Source organism: Kitasatospora sp. NPDC054768, assembly GCF_053612025.1.
In genome coordinates, this window is sequence record NZ_JBSHBN010000069.1 from 26,836 (window position 1) to 43,774 (window position 16,939).

Here is a 16,939-nt window from a genome sequence, read left to right on the forward strand (position 1 = left end):
GCGCCAACGGTGTTCACCGTAGCGAATTCGGAGCCCCGGTCACTGCGCACACCGAGCCCGTGTCTCCCGGCGACCACCACGACGAGTTGCGGGACGGCGAAGCCGCCGGGCCCGCTGCCCGATCAGGCCCGCAGGCCGGCGAGTTCGGCCGCGACCGACGGCGCCTCCCGGGCGCCGAGGCTCTCGTACACCGCCAAGGCCTCGCGCAGGCGTCTCTCGGCCGCGTCGACCCGACCCAGGTCGCGCTCGCACCGGCCGGCGCCGAGCAGGGCCGCGCCCGTCTGGCGCGGGTTTCCCAGTTCGCGGGCCAGTGCCAGGGCCGACTCGTGGTCGGCCAGCGCGGACGCGGGGTGCGACGGACGCCGCAGTCCGCCCCGGGCGTTGAGGGTCTGCGCCTCGCCGTGCCGGTCGCCGATGGCCCGCGCCAGGTCGAGCGCGTCGTCGAGGTCGCGGGCCGCGAGTTCGCGCTCGCCCGAGGCCAGTCGGACCTCGGCCCGGGTCCGGAGGGTGTTCCCCTGCCCTCGCCGGTCGCCCAGTTCCTCCGCGATGAGCAGGGAGCCCTCCGCCGCGGTGCCGGCCGGGAAGAGTTCGCCCTGGAGCCGGTGGGCCGCGCTGAGGTGGCGCAGCGCGTGCGACTGGGCCCGCCGGTCGCCCAGTTCCCGGGCGAGGTCCAAGGCCTCCTGGTGCGCCCGGGCGGCGGCGGCCGGATTGCCCATGGACCGGTGCACCGCCCCCAGGTAGTTGAGGCTGTAGACCTGGCCGCGGCGGTCGCCCAGCTCGCGCGCGATCTGCAGTGCCTCGTTCTGCAGGTCGAGCGCCTCGTCGGCCCGGCCGGTCAACGACCGCAGCACGCCGAGGGCGTGGATGATGTAGGTGCTGCCGCGGCGGTCGCGGATCCCGCGGGAGAGCGCGAGGGCCTGTTCGACGAGGCGGGTCCCGGAGTCGTAGCGGCCGGTCTGGCGGTGAACGATCCCGAGGTTGGCGAGGGCCACGGCCTCGCCCCGCCGGTCGCCGAGGTCGTGGAAGAGTTCGGCGGAGCGGGCGAGTTCCGCCGTGGCCTCGTCGTAGCGGCCGACCAGGCGGTGGGCCACGCCGAGGTAGTTGAGGGCGCTGGCCTCGCCCGCGCGGTCCCCGTTCTCGCGGAAGATCGGCACGGCCTCGTCGTGGGCGGCGATGGTGGCCGGGTAGTCGCCGGTCTGACCGTGGACCGCGCCGAGGTCGTTCAGCACCCGCGCTTCGAGCCGGCCGTCGCCCACGACCAGGGCGACCCCCCTCCCGGCGCCCAGATCCTCCGCCGCGCCCCGGTAGTCGCCGCCCAGCCGCCGCACCAGGGCGAGGTTGGTGAGGGCCTCGATCTGGAGGGTCGGCTGTGCCGACTGCCGGGCGCACTCGGCCGCCGCCGAGTGCAGGGCGACGGCCTGGTCCCAGGGACCGACGAACCGCAGGAACCCGCTGAGCGCCCGGGCCAGGACGACGACGCGCTCGGGGTGGCCGTGGTCGGCGCAGTACCGGGCGCAGGCCAGCAGGTTCGCGATCTCGGTGTCCAGCCAGTCCCGGGCCGCCTGGGCCTCGCGGACCGCGTCCGCGCCCCCGGGCGCCGCTCCGGGCGCGATGGCGGCGCCGGCGGCCACGGCGCGTTCCTCCAGGAACGCGAACAGCCGCTCCCGTGCCGCGTCCCGGTCGGCCGGGTCGTCCTCGTCGGTGAGCAGGCCCGCGTACTCCCGGACGAGGTCGTGCATCCGGTAGCGGCCGGGCGCGGACTCGATGAGCATGTGGTCGTCGTACAGGTACTCCAGTTCGTCGGCCGCGTCGTCGGGGTCGCTGCCGTGCAGTGCGGCGGCGATCTCGGCGTCGCACTCGGTGCCCGGGTTCAGGCTGAGCCGGCGGAAGAGTGTCTGGCGGTCCTCGGGCAGTTCCCGGTAGGAGAGTTCGAACGCCGCCGCGACGGCCACGTTGCCGGCGCGCAGCCGGGAGAGCCGCCGTCTGGCCCTGCCCAGGTCGGCGGCGAGGTGGGCGAAGGACCAGCTGGGGTGGTTGCGCAGGCGGCCGGCGACCAGGCCGACCGCCAGCGGCAGCCGGCCGCAATGTTCGACGACAGCCGCCGCGGCGGCGGCCTCCGCCCCCTCCGCCGTCCGTCCCGAGCGCCCACAGAGCATCTCGACGGCCGTCGACTCGTCCAGGATGTCGAGGGACAGCACCACCGTGTCCGGCAGCGCCGCGAGCCGGCGCCGGCTGGTGATCAGCACCAGGGACTCGGCCGCGTTGGGCAGCAGCGGCTCGACCTGACGGTGGTCGACCGCGTCGTCGAGGACGAGCAGGACGCGCTTCGAGGCCATCCTGTCCCGCCACAGGACGGCCCGGGCGTCGATTGTGGACTGGCGGTCGGGGCCGCCGGGGATCAGCTCGGGCGACACGCCGCTGGCCGACAGCAGGGCGACCAGCCCATCGGCCGGATCCACCGGGGACTGTCCGGGGGTGTGCCCGTGCAGGGGCAGGAACAGCTGTCCGTCCGGGAAGCGGTCGGCCAGCCGGTGGCCGAGGTGGACGGCGAGCGCGGTCTTGCCGACGCCCGGCATGCCGCCGATGGCGTGGATGTCGATGACCCTCCCGGCGCCGCTCGCCCCGATGACCGCGTTGCTCAGCCGGGCGAGTTCGCGGTCCCGGCCGACGAAGGCGGAGAGGTCTCGGGGAAGGGTTCGCATGGCTGCCGCCAGTGTCGATCGGATGGCTGACGAATGGTCAGTACCCGAATACGATGACACGTTGATGTCGGCCAGGCCATGTCGGCGAAGGATTTCGGCCACGGCGGCGTCCGCCAGAACGGCGTCGACCGGAACAGCGGCCAGCCGGTCCGAGTAGCGCAGCGGGTCCACCACGACCACGGCGAGCAGGGCCGACGGGGCGCCGTCGCGGGCCACGGTGCAGACCGGCCCGCCCGAGATGCCCGCCCAGCCCGACCGTCCGTCCCTCGTCTGGATCGGCGCGGACGCCACGGTGAGCTGGAGCCGTCCGGAGCGGGCCCCGCTGAGCGGGTTCACCGTCGCGAGCACCTGGTCCACGTCCCGCCGGCGGCCCGCCATCGCGTCGGGGAAACCGCCGACCTGCACCCGGTGGCCGGGCTCGACGTCCGCGATCCGTGCCCACACGACCGGAACCGGCGCCGACGGCGGCACCCACCGCGGGTCGACGATCTCCAGCAGCGCCGCGTCGACGCCCTCCTCCGGCCCGTCGTAGCGGATCCACCGCGTCCGGGCCCGTACCGGCCGTTCGCCGTCCAGGGCCTGCACCCGGGGCTCGGCGGTGAAGACCTCACCCGACCTCAGGACGTGGGCGGCGGTCAGCACCAGCCGGTCGGCGACCAGATAGCCGCTCCCCCTGGACTGTTCGGACAGCACCTCGACGACCCGGCAGCGATCCATTCAGCAAGCCCCCGACTCTCCGGCGCGTCACCCGAGTTCGGGGTCGGTCCAGCGGGAGGCGACCTCCGCTGCCCGGCCGGTCGCGGTGTCGGTCGGCTGGAGCACGAGCTTGATCCGCTGACCCGAACCGTGGGCCAGCTCCCCCTTCGCCCCGGCCGACACGATGCCCCAGCGCAGGCCCCCGTCCGCCGACCCGGTCCGCTTGAGCTCCACCTGGAACTCCAGCTCGATCTGGCCCAGTTCGAACCGGAGCCGCTTCCCCTCGCCCTCGGCTGTCGCCGCATCCAGTTCGGCGCGCAACTGCTGGATCGCTTCGGCAAGACCGGTCCACGCCGCGTCCACGTTCCTCCCCCGATGCAGAACGTTCCTCCGGCCGGCCTTCACCGCCCGGTCGAGTGATACCCGTCACCGTCCGGTCGCAACACACAACTGCCGTACTGTACGGAGTTTTTGACATCGGTTCACGCCACCGCGCGCTCCCGCCCCCGGCGCGCGACGGGGGCGGGGCGGCCAGGCCCCCCGGAGTTCGACGTCGCCGACGTCACGGGGCAGGTGAGGGGCGGCCGACGGCTGACGGCCGGGGTGCGCCGGCGCTGGGAGCGGGCCCGGTCAGCCGTTCCAGGAGCCTGCCGTGGTGGTCGTCCGGGCGGGGGCGGTCGTCCCGCTCGTCCCGCTCGTCCCGCTCGTGCCGGTGACCCGGCTGCCCGGAGCGGCGGCGGGCCGCAGGAAGTCCGACCCGGCGCCCGAGGTGGTCGCCCGCACGCCCGGCGACGAGCTGCCCGAGCTGCCCGAGCTGCCGCTCGTCGTCCCGGCCGAGGTACGCGGCGCCGGGGCCGGGACCGCCGGAGCGAGGTGCGCCGCGCCGGTCCGGCGCGCGGCCGGGGCGGCGGGGGCGATCGACGGGTCGTCGCCGGCCGGCGCGACCCGCTCGATCCGCAGCACCAGGTTGCGGTCCTGTCGGTCGCCGGCCAGGTCGCGGTTGCGGCTGTGCACGACCTGCGTCAGCACGCCCCGGATCTCCTGCCACCGGCCCTGCACCGCACGGATGTTGGGGCACCACTCGCCCTGGTCCCGGTGCTCCAGGTCGAGCTGCCAGCGCTCCGCCTCGACGTGGTGGACGGCTCCGACCTCGCCCGGGATCTCCACCGGAGCGGCGCCCCGGACGGTCACCACCGCCCGCTGCGGAAGCCGTCCCTCCACCGCCGTCACCGTGATCCGGCTCGACCCCTGGTACCAGGCCATCGCTGTCCTCCCTCGTCCGTGCTCCGGGCCGGCTGCCGACCGTCCCCAGCCGATAGCACGGACAGCGCACCCTCCGGGGTTCGATCCGCCCGCGTCCGGTCTGAACCCGGCGGCCCGCGCCTTCCGTTCAGCGGGACGGATCCCGGCCGGCAGACCGCGGCGGACGGCGCCGGTCGCCCGGGGAGCAGCGCCTCACGCGGGCGGTGCGCCGTCCGGTGCACCGTCCGAGGGGCCCTCACCCCCCGCCCAGGAGCGGTAGGCGGCCACCGCCGTGGGCAGGGTGGGGAAGATCCGGTCGGCGCCGACGGACTCGCTCAGGCCGTAGGCGTCGAGTTCGTCGCGCAGGTCCTGCTTGACCCGGGCCAGGGCGAACACGATGCCGCGGGCTTCGAGTTCGAGGCGCAGGGCGTCCAGCGAGTCCAGCGCGGTGATGTCCACCTCGACGTTCGCCTCGGTGTTGAGGACGAACCACCGTACCGGCTCCGGCTGTTCGGCCAGGGCGGCGAGCGCCCGGCGCCGCAGGTTCTCCGCGTTGGCGAAGAACAGCGGGGAGTCGTAGCGGTAGACGAGCAGTCCGGGGACGGTCCGCGCCTCGGGGTAGTCGTCGACGTCGTGCATCCCGGCCACGCCCGGCACCAGGCCGAGCACCGCGTCGTGCGGCCGCGCGACCCGGCTGAGCAGCTCGATCACCGACAGTCCCACCGCGACCAGGACGCCGTAGAGGATGTCCAGGGTCAGCACGCCGACCATGCATCCGAGCGCCAGCAGCAGTTCACGGCTCCGGAAGGAGGCCAGCCGGCGGAAACCGGCGAGGTCGATCATCCGGAGTGCGGCGAACACGACCAGGGCCCCGAGCACGGCGTCCGGGGTGTCGTGCAGCAACGGGCTGAGGAACAGCAGCACGGCGACCACACCGAGGCCGGCCGTGAGCGCGTACAGCTGGGTACGTCCTCCGGCCGACTCGGCGAGCGCGGTACGGCTGGCGCTACTGCTCACCGGGAAGCCCTGGAAGAAGCCCGCGCCGAGGTTGACCGCGCCGAGGCCCAGCAGTTCCTGGTTGGCGTCCAGCCGCCGTTCCTCCCCCGATCCCTCGAAGGCGCGCGCGGTGAGGATGAAGTCGGTGTAGCCGACCAGGAGGATCCCCAGCGCCGGCAGCAGCAGCCGGTTCAGCTCGGTGAGGTCCGGCAGCACGGGACGGGGCAGCCCGGCCGGGATCTCGCCGATCACCGCGAGGCCGTGGTCCTTGAGCGAGAACGCGGCCGAGATCGCGGTGCCGAGCACGACGGCCAGCAGCGGGCCGGGCAGGCGCGGGAGGAAGCGGGCCGCCAGGAGGAGGAAGAGCAGGGTGGCGGCGCTGAAGGCGACCGTCGGCAGGTGGGCCTCGGTGAGGTTCGACGCGAACGACGTCAGCTGCGGGAAGAACCCCTCCCCCCGCACGTCGATCCCGGTGAGCTTGGACAGCTGGTCCACGATCATGATCAGTGCCACGCCGGCGAGGTAGCCGATCAGCACCGGTCGGGAGAGCAGGTCGGCGACGAAGCCGAGCCTGGCCAGCCAGGCCAGCACGCACAGCAGGCCGACCACCACGGCCAGGCTCGCGGCCAGGACGGCGTAGCGGGCGGTGTCGCCGCCGGCCAGCGGCCCGATCACGGTGGCGGTCATCAGCGCCGTGGTCGACTCGGGCCCGACCGAGAGCAGCCGGGACGAGCCGACCAGGGCGTACAGCACGATCGCGGGCAGGATGGCCCACAGCCCGGTGACCGGCGGCAGCCCCGCCACGCTCCCGTACGCCATGACCTGGGGCACCAGGTAGGCCACCACCGTGGCACCGGCCACCAGGTCGCCCCGCAGCCAGTCGCGCCGGTAGGAGCGGAGCACCGTCAGTCCCGGCAGGGCGGGCACGAAGCGGTGCCGTCGTCGGTCGGGGGGAGCACCGGCGGCCATGGATCTCCTCAAGGGCTCCGCAACGCCGTCACGGACGGGGGCCGGCCGTCGCGGCGCCGCGGCCGGCCGCCGCCCCGCCGCCGGCGCCGGACACTCTGCGGGCGACGAACTTGCCCAGTTCCCACAGCAGCAGGAGCGCGACGGCGGCCAGCAGGGCCCAGCCGAACTGCCGGGCGGTGAGGTCGGTGGTCCCGAGGAGGCGGTGGAAGGCGTCCATCTGGGTGACCAGCACCGCCAGGGCGAACTCGCCGAGGGCCGCCAGGTTCATCTGCTTGCTGTCGAAGGTGCGGACGGTCAGCGCGGAGCCGCGCTCGCTGCGGCACTCGTAGGCCGCCACGATCAGGCAGAGGGCGAAGGCGGTGAACGCGATCGAGTTGCCGAGGGGCGCGCTGTGGTAGTGCGCCTCGCCCAGCTTGGTCAGCCCGAGCAGGGCGACCGTGACGGCCAGCCCGGCGAGCCCGACGGTGATCATCACGGGCCCGGTCAGCACCGTCTCGCCGCGCGGGCGCGGGGTGCGCCGCATCAGGCCGGGGCTCTCCTGGTCGAAGCCCAGGGCGAAGCCGAAGGGGGCGTTGACCACGAAGTGGACCCACAGGACCTGCGCCGGGGTGAACGGCTCGCCGGCGGCGATGTTCAGGAGCGCGGCGCCGAGGAAGGTCAGCACGAACGTCACCAGCAGCACCAGGACGAACCGGATGTACTTGGTGAGGTTGTCGTAGAGCTTCCGGCCCTCCTCGACGGCGTACACGATGGTGGCGAAGTTGTCGTCGGCGAGGACCATGCGGCTCGCGTTCTTCGCCGCGTCGGTGCCGCTGCCCATGGCGATGCCGATGTCGGCGGCCTTGATCGCCGGCGCGTCGTTGACGCCGTCGCCGGTCATGGCGACCACGTCGCCCTTCCGCTTGAGCGTGGCGGCGAGCAGCACCTTGTGCTCGGGCGCGACCCGGCCGAGGACTCCGATGCCGTCGATCCGGGCCAGCCGCTCGTGCTCCGGCAGGGCGGCGAAGTCGGCGCCGAGGACGGCCTCCCCCTCGATGCCGAGTTGACGGGCGATGGCCGCTCCGGTGGTGACGTCGTCGCCCGTCACCATGCGGACCCGGATGTGGGCGGCCTGCGCGCTGGCGATCGCGGCCCGTGACTCCTCGCGCGGCGGGTCGACCATGGCCACCAGGCTGGTCATCCGCAGGTCCTCGACGAACGCCAGCAGGTCGCCGTCCGGGTCGAAGTCCGCCGGGTCCAGGTCGCGGACGGCCCCGGCCATCACCCGCAGCCCTTCGCCGCCCATCCGCTCGGTCTGCGCCTGGGCGCGTCCGCCGAGTTCCGCGTCCCAGGGGACGACCACGCCGTTCGAGTCGGCCGAGGAGGCCCGGGCCATGACCGCGGGGGCCGCGCCCTTGACGAAGCACCGCACCACCGCCCGGCCGTCCGCGTCCTTCGCCTCGTTGAAGCTGGCCATCAGCTTGTAGGTGGGGTCGAACGGCAGCGTGGCGAGCCGGGGGAGGCGCTCCCGGGTGGCCTCGATGTCCAGCCCGGCCTTGTGGCAGAGGACGAGCAACGCGCCCTCGGTCGGGTCGCCGACGACCTCGCCGTCGACCAGTTTCGCGTCGTTGGCCACCAGGTGGGGCAGGACGGCGTCCTCGATGCCCGGGGCGGAGCCCGCGGCGTGGTGGATCCGCCCGTCGAGGCGGTAGCCGGTGCCGGAGACGGTGTAGCGGTCGGCGGGGGTGAGCACCTCGACGACCGTCATCTGGTTCATCGTCAGGGTGCCGGTCTTGTCGGAGTTGATGGCCGAGGTGAACCCGAGGGTCTCGACGGACGGCAGTTCCTTGACGATCGCGTGCCGCTTGGCCAGGTTGAGGCTGCCGACGGAGAGGATGACCTGGCTGACCGTCGGCAGCGCCTCCGGGATGGCCGCGATGGCCAGCGAGACCGCGCTGACGAAGAGGGCGTCCCACGCCTGGTCGCGGCTGCGGCCGAGCGCGAACATCACGACCATGGTCAGGCCGGCCGCCGCCGCGATCCACAGCGTCAGCGTGTTCAGCTCCCTGGTGAGCGGCGACTGCTCCTTCTCGGTCGCCGACAGCATCCCGGAGATCTTGCCCAGTTCGGTGCCGGAGCCCGTCGCGGTGATGACGAGCAGTCCGCTGCCGTGGGTGACCGGGGTGTCCATGAACGCCATGTTGGTCTGGTCGCCCGGGCCCAGCGCCCCGGCCGGCAGGGGGCCGGTGTCCTTGGCGGCGGGGACGCTCTCGCCGGTCAGCGCCGACTCGTCGATCTGCAGCGCGCTGGCCTCGACGATCCGTCCGTCCGCCGGGACCTCGTCGCCCGCCCGGACGAGCACCACGTCGCCCACGACCAGCTGTTCGGCCGGGATCTGCGCCTCCGTCCCGTCCCGCCGCACCCGCGCGGTGGCCTTCATCATCGACCTCAGCGCGTTCATCGCGCTCTCGGCCTTGCCCTCCTGCCGCAGGCCGACCACCGCGTTGAGCAGCGTCAGGACGATCAGCAGGATCCCGGTGGTCCACTCCTTGATCGCCAGGGAGACCACCGCCGCCGCCAGCAGGATGATCTGCATGTAGCTGCGGTACTGGTCGAGGAAGCGCAGCCAGTCGGGCCTCGCCTTCTCCTCGGGCAACGCGTTCGGCCCGTTCGCGGCGAGCAGTTCGGCCGCCCGGGCGGCGCTGAGCCCGGTCGCCGGGTCCACCCCGAGCGAGGACGCGACCTCGCGGGGAGGTCGCGCGTACCACGGGTCCGGGGACTCCTGCGGGCCGGACGGCCCAGCCTGCTCCGCCATTCTTCACTCCTCGGGATCCGGGAACGTCCCCCCTTGGACGTCGGTCGGTCCGACGCGTCACCACGGACGGATCACGTGCGGACGGATCACGTGCGGACGCCCCGTGGGGCCTCCGTCTCCAGCAGGCGCTTGGCCGCGCGCAGGTCCTTGCGGATCCGCTCGTCGACCGTGGGGAACTGCGGATCGATCTCGATGAGCGTGTGCGCGAGCACCGCCGCCGCGCAGATGCGCGCGAACCACTTGCGGTCGGCCGGCACGACGTACCAGGGTGCCCACGGCGTGCTCGTGGCCGACAGCATGTCGGAGAACGCCTCCTGGTAGTCGTCCCAGCGCTCGCGCTCGCGGATGTCGGCCTCGGAGAACTTCCAGTTCTTCTCGGGCAGGTCGATCCGCGCCAGGAAGCGCTTGCGCTGCTCCTCCTTGGAGAGGTTCAGGAAGATCTTCACCACCTTGAACCCGTTGTCGGTGAGGTAGCGCTCCCAGTCGTTGATCTCCCGGTACCGGCGGTGCCAGACTCCGGGGCCCTTCGCCTCCTCCGGCAGCTTCTGCCGGTCGAGGTTCTCCGGGTGGACGCGCACCACGAGGACCTCCTCGTAGTGCGAACGGTTGAAGATCCCGATGTCCCCGCGCGCCGGGAGCCGCTGCGCGTACCGCCACAGGAAGTCGTGGTCGAGCTCCTCCGTGGAGGGCACCTTGAAGCTGCTCACGTGGACGCCCTGCGGGTTCACCCCGCTCATGACGTGACGGATCGTTCCGTCCTTGCCGCCGGCGTCGAGCGCCTGGAGGCAGAGCAGCACGCCGTAGGTGTCCTGGGCCGCCAGCCGGGCCTGGTACTCCGAGAGCAGCGACACGCCGGTGCGCAGCAGCTCGACGCCCTCGCGCTTCTTCATGCCCGCCTTGTACCGGGGGTCGAAGTCCTCCGCGAGGTCCACCCGCGACCCCGGTTTCACCCGCAGCGGCTTGATGAACTTCGCAATGCGTTTGGCCGTCCGTCCGTCCGACATCGCCTGTACCAGCTCCTCTCGGGTCCGGCGGGCATCGGGAGGCCTGCCGAGCGCCCCGTCCGCACAGGCGTCCTCGACGCGGCGGAAACCGGGACCGACCAGCACGGAAGAGTGCTACCTGCCACGCTGTGGCCGCCGGTCGGCCGTGTCAATCCGACGGTGTCCTTCCGGAGCGGGCCCACCCGCGCCGCCCGGCCGGGGCGCTCGCGGCCGGTTCGCCCGTCCGGCGTCCGCGTGTGGCAGCGCCCGCGGCCCGTGCCGACGATGGGGCTGCCGGTGCAGTACCCCCGCGATCGGAGGCCGTGATGGCGACCCTGACGGTATGGCGCTTTCCCACCGCGAACGGAGCCGACGAGGCGCTCGCCACCCTGAAGAGGCTGGGGCGCCAGGAGCTGATCAAGGTCCAGGACGGAGCGGTGGTCACCTGGCCGGAAGGGGCCAGGAAGCCGAGGACCCGCCATCTGAGCGACATGACCGGCATGGGTGCCGTGGGCGGCGCCTTCTGGGGCTTCCTCCTCGGAATGATCTTCTTCGTGCCCGTGCTCGGCGCGGCCCTGGGCGCGGCCGGCGGCGCGCTGGGGGGCCACCTCGCCCACGTCGGCATCGACGAGGACTTCGTCAAGCGACTGCGGGAGAAGGTCACTCCCGGCACCTCCGCCCTGTTCGTGCTCAGCTCCGACGCCGTGCTCGACCCGGTGAGGTCGGCGTTCGAGGGCCTGCACGCCGAGCTCCTGGAGACGAACCTCTCGGCCGACGAGGAGGCCCGGCTGCGCGAGACGTTCACCGAGGGCGAGTGAGGCGACCGCCGACGCGGGCCGGACCCGGGGTGGGGCCGGCCCGCGGACGGGGTGGAGTGCGGACGGGGTGGAGTGCGGACGGGGTGGAGTGCGGTGCGGTGGCCCGACGGTCAGTCGGCGGCCCCGACCCGCGGGGCGGAGCCGCCCGGGCGGACGTCGTCCCTGTCCTCGTCCCGGCCCTCGTCCCGGCCCTCGACCAGGACGGCGGGCTCCAGCGGCGAGGCGATCTCCTGCGGCTTGCTGCGGGACGCCCAGTCGCGGATGCCGAGCAGCACCATCACGAAGAAGATCCCGTAGACGATGCCGGAGAAGTACAGCTCGGAGTGGACGGCGAGCGGCACGCCCACCAGGTCGACGGCCAGCCAGACGAACCAGAACTCCACGTAGCGGCGGGCCTGGCTGTACATGGCGAGGATCGAGCCGACGAAGATCCAGGCGTCCGCGAGGACCATCCACCACGGCGCTCCGGGGTAGAACGAGGCGTCCGTCCCCTTCAGCACCGCGCCGAACGCGGCCGTCCCCGCCACCATCGCGGCGATCAGCACGGCGCGCTCCCGCCCCGACGCCCAGCGGACGTTGATGGCGCCTTCCTGCTCGCGGCTGCGCTTCCAGGTCGCCCAGCCCCAGGACGCCGAGACGATGATCACGATCTGTCGGGCGGCGTTGCCGCCGAGGTGCACGTTCAGGCTGGCGATCAGCAGCAGCACCGAGCCGAGGATCTGCACCGGCCAGGCCACCAGGGACCGCCGCAGGGCCAGCCAGACGGTGGCGAGCGCCAGGATGTTGCCCAGGAAGTCGGACCAGTAGACGGGGAGACCGAAGAAGTCGAACTGCTCGTTCAACCAGTGGAACGCGCTCATGACTCACACCTTTGTTCGTGCGGAGCGAGGTGGGGGAAGGGACGGTCGGCCCCGCCGAAGCGGGGGGTGCGGGGCCGACCGGGCTCGGGGCGCAGGGCGCGCGGCCGCGTGGGGAGCGGGTGTGCGCGCCGGCAGGTGAAGGCGGTGCCGGTGGATCAGGAGTGGGGAACGGCGGTGCCGGTGGATCACAGCGGGGAAGCGTGATGCCGGTGGATCGGGAGGGGGGAACGGCCGTGCCGGTGGGTCAGGACAGGGCGGCCAGGACGTGCCGTCCGTGCGCGGAGTCCAGCAGGGCCTCGGAGCGGCGGACGTCCTCCCGGGCGGCGAGCAGCAGCTCGTCGACGGAGGCGAACCTCTCGGTGTCCCGGATGCGGGCGACGAACCACAGGTCGACGCGCTCGCCGTACAGGTCGCCCGGGGCGTCGTGGCAGTACACCTCGGTGTGGATCTCGGAGGTGTCGCAGAAGGTGGGGTTGGTGCCGATGCTGATCGTCGCGCGGTGCACGGTGCCGGTCGCGCGGCGGGCCAGCCAGCCGCTGTAGATCGCGGGCGGAGGGACGGGTGTGCCGGGCTCGGCGGCGATGTTGGCGGTGGGGAAGCCCAGCCCCCGCCCCCGGCCGGCACCGTGCACCACGGTGCCGGACAGGGGGGTCGTCGGGGCGTCAGCCATGGGGGGTGAGCTCACGGAACTGGCTGGTGTGGAAGACCAGCGGCTCCACTCCGGGGAACAGCTCGACGGTGAGCAGCTCCATCAGGACGATCTCGTGGTCGCCGCCGTCGTACACCGCGCTCACCCGGGCGGTCAGCCACAGCGCCGCGTCGTGGATCAGCACCGCGCCCTCCGGCGTGGCCTGCCATCCGGTGCCGTCGAAGCGGTCGCCCTCGCGGGAGGCGAGCCGCCGGCAGAGCGCGCCCTGACCGTGGCTGAGCACGCTCAGCCCGAGCTCCGGTGCCTGTGTCAGCCTGGGCCAGGTGGTCGAGGTGCGGGCCACGCTGACCGCGACCATCGGCGGCTCCAGCGAGATCGACACGAAGGAGCTCACCGCGAGCCCGACCGGTTCGCCGTCGCGCAGCGCGCCGAGCGCGACCACTCCGGTCGGGTAGGCCCCGAACGCCTGGCGCAGCGCCGCGGCGTTGGGCTCCGCCCCGGTCGGCTGCTCCGTGTGCGGCCGCCCCGCGGTCGGGGGCTGCGCGGACGCGGCGGCGGGCGGGTTCGGGTGGTGGGCGGGAGTGACCATGGTCGTCGCCGTCCTCTCGTCGCGAGTGGGTTCAGTGCCGGTACTGCGCGGCCGGGTGGCTGGCCGGCAGGGCCCGGTCGGACGCACCGGTGAGCCGCTCGCGCAGCGACTCGCCGTCCGCGTACGCGCCGCGGAAGACGCCGCGGGCGCGCAGGATCGGCAGCACCGACTCGACGAACTCCGTGGTGGAGGCCGGCTGGACGGTCGGCGAGAGCAGGAAGCCGTCCAGGTCGGCGCCCTGTGCCAGGGCGCAGATCTCGTCGGCGATCTCCTCGGCGGTGCCGACCACCGGGCGGGCGCCGACACCGTGGGTGTGCCAGTCGGCGAGCACGTCGCCGACGGTCCGGCCGGCGAACCGGGCGACCTGGGTCTGCGACATCTCGGTGGACAGCTCCGACATCGGGGTGTCCGGCGCGTACGAGGACAGGTCGAGGCCGGTGAACATGGCGTAGCTGGCGACGGTGACCTCCGGGCGCTGGGCGTCCAGGACGCGCTGCCAGCGGCGCTCGGCGTCCGCGGTGGTGGCGCCGACCACGCAGGAGAACGCCGACATCACCTTGACCTCGTCGGCGCGGCGGCCCGCCCGCACGGCCTCCTCGCGGATCGCCGCGGTGTGCCCGGCGAGCTGCCGCACCGAGCCGCTGCCGACGAACATGCACTCGCCGTGCCGCCCGCCGACCCGCCGCCCGGCCGGCGAGGCGCCGGCCTGGAACAGCACCGGGGTGCCCTGCGGGGAGCGGGCGGTGTTGCCGTAGCCGTGCGAGCGGAAGTACGGGCCCTCGTGCTCGACCGGGTGCACCTTGGCCGGGTCGGCGAAGCGGCCGCCCTTGTCCTTCTCCAGGGCGTCCGGCTCCCAGGCGCCCTCCCAGTACTTGTAGACCAGGTCGAGGAAGTCCTCGGCCATCTTGTACCGGTCGTCGTGCGCCACCATGTCCATGCCGAAGGCCTTGACCGCGGTGTCGGCGGTGCCCGTGGTCACGATGTTCCAGCCGAGCCGGCCGCCGGACAGCTGGTCCAGGGTGGCCAGCCGGCGGGCGAAGGCGTACGGCGGCTCCACCAGCACCGAGCCGGTCACCACCAGTCCCAGGTCGGTGGTGCTCGCCAGCAGCGCCGAGGCGATCACGAACGGGTCCAGGCGCGGCAGGTCCAGGGTCTCCTCGGTGGCGATCGGCGGGCGCACCCCGTCGATCTCCGACCAGCCCCAGGCGTCGGCCAGGAACAGGAAGTCGAGCTTGGCGTCCTCGCAGACCTGCGCGATCTCGCGCCAGTACCCGAGGGTGTCGAACAGGTGCCGGCGGCTGTCGGGGTGGCGCCAGGTGGCGGTGCCGCTCGCGTTGGTCTGGGCGTTCTCGAACAGACCGAGCTTGAGGTTGCGCATGGGGTGTTCTCCGTTGAACGGGTGATGCGGGGGGTGGGGGGACCTGGGGTCCGTCACAGCACGGGGAAACGCGGGGGGAACAGGGGGACGGCGGGGTCCGTCAGGATGCCGCGGGGACGGTGGGGGCGTCGAGGACCGCGGCGTCCGCGTCGAGCTGCGCCGCGGACGGCATGGAGGACTGGGCGCCGAGTCCGGTCACGGCCAATGAGGCCGCGCGGACGGCGCGTCGGGCGGCGGCGAGCAGGTCGGCGCCCCGGGCGAGGGAGTCGGCGAGGGCCCCGCAGAAGGTGTCGCCGGCGCCGACGGTGTCGACGGCGTCCACGACGGGGGCCGGCAGGTGCACGGCCGGGCGGCCGGGCTGTTTGACCAGCGCCCCGTCCGCGCCGAGCGTCACCACGACCGCCCGGCAGGGCAGCGCGGCCCGTTCCAGCAGCTCGCGCGCGCCGTCCGGGCCGGCCGGCGGCTCCGCGCCGAGCAGGGCGGCGAGTTCACCGAGGTTGGGCACCAGGACGTCGACGGCGGACAGCACCTCCGGGGCGACCGGCCGGGCCGGCGCCGGGTTGAGGACGACCGTGCCGCCCTGTTCCCGGGCCCGCAGCACGGCGGCGGCGACCACCTCGGCGGCGATCTCGTGCTGCACCAGGACCACCTCGTCGGCCGAACGGGCCAGCCGCCGCGGCAGGTCCGCGACCGTCAGCGCGGCGTTGGCGCCCGGGTTGACCACGATGGTGTTCTCGCCGGCCCCGTCGACCACCACGGAGGCGATCCCGGTGGTGCTCTCCGGTGCCGGGCGCACCGCCCCGACGTCCACCCCTTCGGCGGCGAGCGCCCGCAGGATGGGGGCGGCGTCCGTACCGACCCGGGCGACCAGACGCACCCGCGAGCCGAGCCGGGCGGCCGCGACGGCCTGGTTGGCGCCCTTGCCGCCGACGCCCTCCACGAAGCCCCGCGCGAGCACGGTCTCGCCGGGTCGCGGCAGGTCCCCGACGGTCAGGACGAGGTCGCGGTTGATCGAACCGACGACGGTGATGAGCGGCATCCGCACTCCTTGGGAGATCGATCTCCCACACTGTGGACCAGCCCCCGGAAACCGTCAAGTACCCTCGTGCTGCGCATTGCGCCAGCTCAGCCCAGCCCTCTCCGACCGCGAAGGACCGCCCCACGTGACTGCGCCCCGACTCCTCGACGTGGCCGCGGCCGCGGGCGTCTCCCGCGCGACCGCCTCACGCGTCCTGGCCGGCACCCCGCGCAACGTCGACCCCGAACTCGCCCGCCGCGTCGAGGAGGCCGCCCAGCGCCTCGGCTACCGCATCAACCACTCCGCGCGGGCGCTGCGCACCGGCACCACGGGCACCATCGGCGTGGTCGTCCCCTCGCTCGCCAACCCCTACTTCGTCCAGCTCGCCGACGCGCTCGCCCAGCAAGTCCGCGCCGCCGGAGGGCAGTTGGTGGTCTCCGACGCCGCCAACGACACCGCCGTCGAGGCCGAGCAGATCGAGACCCTGCTCGGCGGCCGGGTCGACGGACTGCTCGTCGTCCCCGTCTCCGCCGGCGCCTCCGGCCCCGCCGTCCGGGCCGCCGCCGAACGCACCCCCGTCGTCCTCTTCGACCGCTGGGCCACCGGCTCCGGCACGGTGGCCGTCACCCTCGACAACACCGCCGCGATGCGACTGCTCCTCGACCACCTCGAAGGCCTCGGCCGCCACCGGATCGCCCTGGTCGCCGCCGACCAGGCCTCCTCCTCCGGCGCGGAACGCCTCGCCGCCTTCACCGAGGCCCGCGGCGCCGACGCCACCACCGTCCTGCTGCCCAGCTTCACCACCGACGCCGGCCGCACCGCGGGCCGGCGCATCGCCGAGCGGCACACCGGGATCGACGCCGTCGTCTGCGGCGCGGACGTCCTCGCGGTCGGCCTCGTCAGCACGCTGCAGCGCTCGTCGGTCCCCGTCCCCGGGCGGATCGCCGTCACCGGCTTCGACGACACCGAGATGCTCGAACTCCTCGACCCGCCCATCACCTCCATCCGCCACCCGCTCACCGCCATGGCCGAGCGCGCCCTGACCCTCCTTCAGGCCCCCGCCCGCGAACGGACGGAGCGCGTGGAGCGCTTCGCCCCGCAGCTGGTGGTGCGCTCCTCCACCGACGCCGACGCCTGACACCGACGCCTGTTCCCTGACACCCAACACACCCGGCGCCCGGCCCCTGATGCCCGGCCCCGGGGAGCCGGGAACGGCCGACGGCCGGCCCCGGGCGGACTCAGGTC

Annotated in this window: 13 protein-coding genes; 2 read left to right on the plus strand and 11 right to left on the minus strand. The window is 73.9% G+C overall.

Annotated features, from left to right (window positions below; genetic code table 11):
• Positions 1-122 precede the first annotated feature (122 nt).
• The 6 genes from ACWGKU_RS21405 to ACWGKU_RS21430 form a co-directional block, all read right to left on the minus strand.
• A complete protein-coding gene (locus ACWGKU_RS21405; protein WP_452191517.1) occupies positions 123-3,419 on the minus strand; it encodes a tetratricopeptide repeat protein in 3,297 nt (1,098 codons plus the stop codon).
• Between the two features lie 27 nt (positions 3,420-3,446).
• Positions 3,447-3,761, minus strand: coding sequence for a trypco2 family protein (locus tag ACWGKU_RS21410; RefSeq protein WP_401048788.1), 315 nt, complete (start codon positions 3,759-3,761; stop codon positions 3,447-3,449).
• Positions 3,762-4,028: 267 nt separating this feature from the next.
• Positions 4,029-4,661 carry a hypothetical protein gene (locus tag ACWGKU_RS21415; RefSeq protein WP_452191518.1) on the minus strand — a complete coding sequence of 211 codons (633 nt, stop codon included), beginning with the start codon at positions 4,659-4,661 and terminating at the stop codon, positions 4,029-4,031.
• A gap of 192 nt (positions 4,662-4,853) precedes the next feature.
• On the minus strand, positions 4,854-6,605 hold the full coding sequence (locus ACWGKU_RS21420; RefSeq protein WP_452180155.1) for a SulP family inorganic anion transporter: 1,752 nt from the start codon (positions 6,603-6,605) through the stop codon (positions 4,854-4,856).
• 28 nt (positions 6,606-6,633) lie between these two features.
• Positions 6,634-9,399 (minus strand): cation-translocating P-type ATPase, encoded by a 2,766-nt coding sequence (locus ACWGKU_RS21425; protein WP_452180154.1) that lies wholly within the window; start codon positions 9,397-9,399, stop codon positions 6,634-6,636.
• An 86-nt stretch (positions 9,400-9,485) separates the two neighbouring features.
• Positions 9,486-10,403 (minus strand): polyphosphate kinase 2 family protein, encoded by a 918-nt coding sequence (locus ACWGKU_RS21430; protein WP_401050697.1) that lies wholly within the window; start codon positions 10,401-10,403, stop codon positions 9,486-9,488.
• Between the two features lie 305 nt (positions 10,404-10,708).
• On the opposite strand from ACWGKU_RS21430, the gene ACWGKU_RS21435 reads away from it, so the two are divergent.
• Complete coding sequence (locus tag ACWGKU_RS21435; protein ID WP_401050699.1) at positions 10,709-11,200, plus strand: DUF1269 domain-containing protein; 492 nt, start codon at positions 10,709-10,711, stop codon at positions 11,198-11,200.
• Positions 11,201-11,310: 110 nt separating this feature from the next.
• Here the strand turns inward: ACWGKU_RS21435 and ACWGKU_RS21440 are convergent, their stop codons facing one another.
• From ACWGKU_RS21440 to ACWGKU_RS21460, 5 genes are all read right to left on the minus strand, one after another.
• Positions 11,311-12,060, minus strand: a complete 750-nt coding sequence (locus ACWGKU_RS21440) for a nicotinamide mononucleotide transporter family protein (protein ID WP_401056258.1) — start codon at positions 12,058-12,060, stop codon at positions 11,311-11,313.
• 244 nt (positions 12,061-12,304) lie between these two features.
• A complete protein-coding gene (locus ACWGKU_RS21445; protein ID WP_359898440.1) occupies positions 12,305-12,730 on the minus strand; it encodes a riboflavin kinase in 426 nt (141 codons plus the stop codon).
• Positions 12,723-13,298 (minus strand): flavin reductase family protein, encoded by a 576-nt coding sequence (locus ACWGKU_RS21450; RefSeq protein WP_359898439.1) that lies wholly within the window; start codon positions 13,296-13,298, stop codon positions 12,723-12,725. The genes ACWGKU_RS21445 and ACWGKU_RS21450 overlap by 8 nt, the downstream gene beginning before the upstream one ends.
• A gap of 31 nt (positions 13,299-13,329) precedes the next feature.
• Positions 13,330-14,676, minus strand: a complete 1,347-nt coding sequence (locus tag ACWGKU_RS21455) for an NtaA/DmoA family FMN-dependent monooxygenase (protein ID WP_359898438.1) — start codon at positions 14,674-14,676, stop codon at positions 13,330-13,332.
• 100 nt (positions 14,677-14,776) lie between these two features.
• A complete protein-coding gene (locus tag ACWGKU_RS21460; RefSeq protein ID WP_452180153.1) occupies positions 14,777-15,715 on the minus strand; it encodes a ribokinase in 939 nt (312 codons plus the stop codon).
• Positions 15,716-15,839: 124 nt separating this feature from the next.
• Here ACWGKU_RS21460 and ACWGKU_RS21465 point away from each other — a divergent pair, with 124 nt between their 5' ends.
• Positions 15,840-16,832, plus strand: coding sequence for a LacI family DNA-binding transcriptional regulator (locus tag ACWGKU_RS21465; protein WP_452180152.1), 993 nt, complete (start codon positions 15,840-15,842; stop codon positions 16,830-16,832).
• The last annotated feature ends 107 nt before the right edge of the window (positions 16,833-16,939 follow it).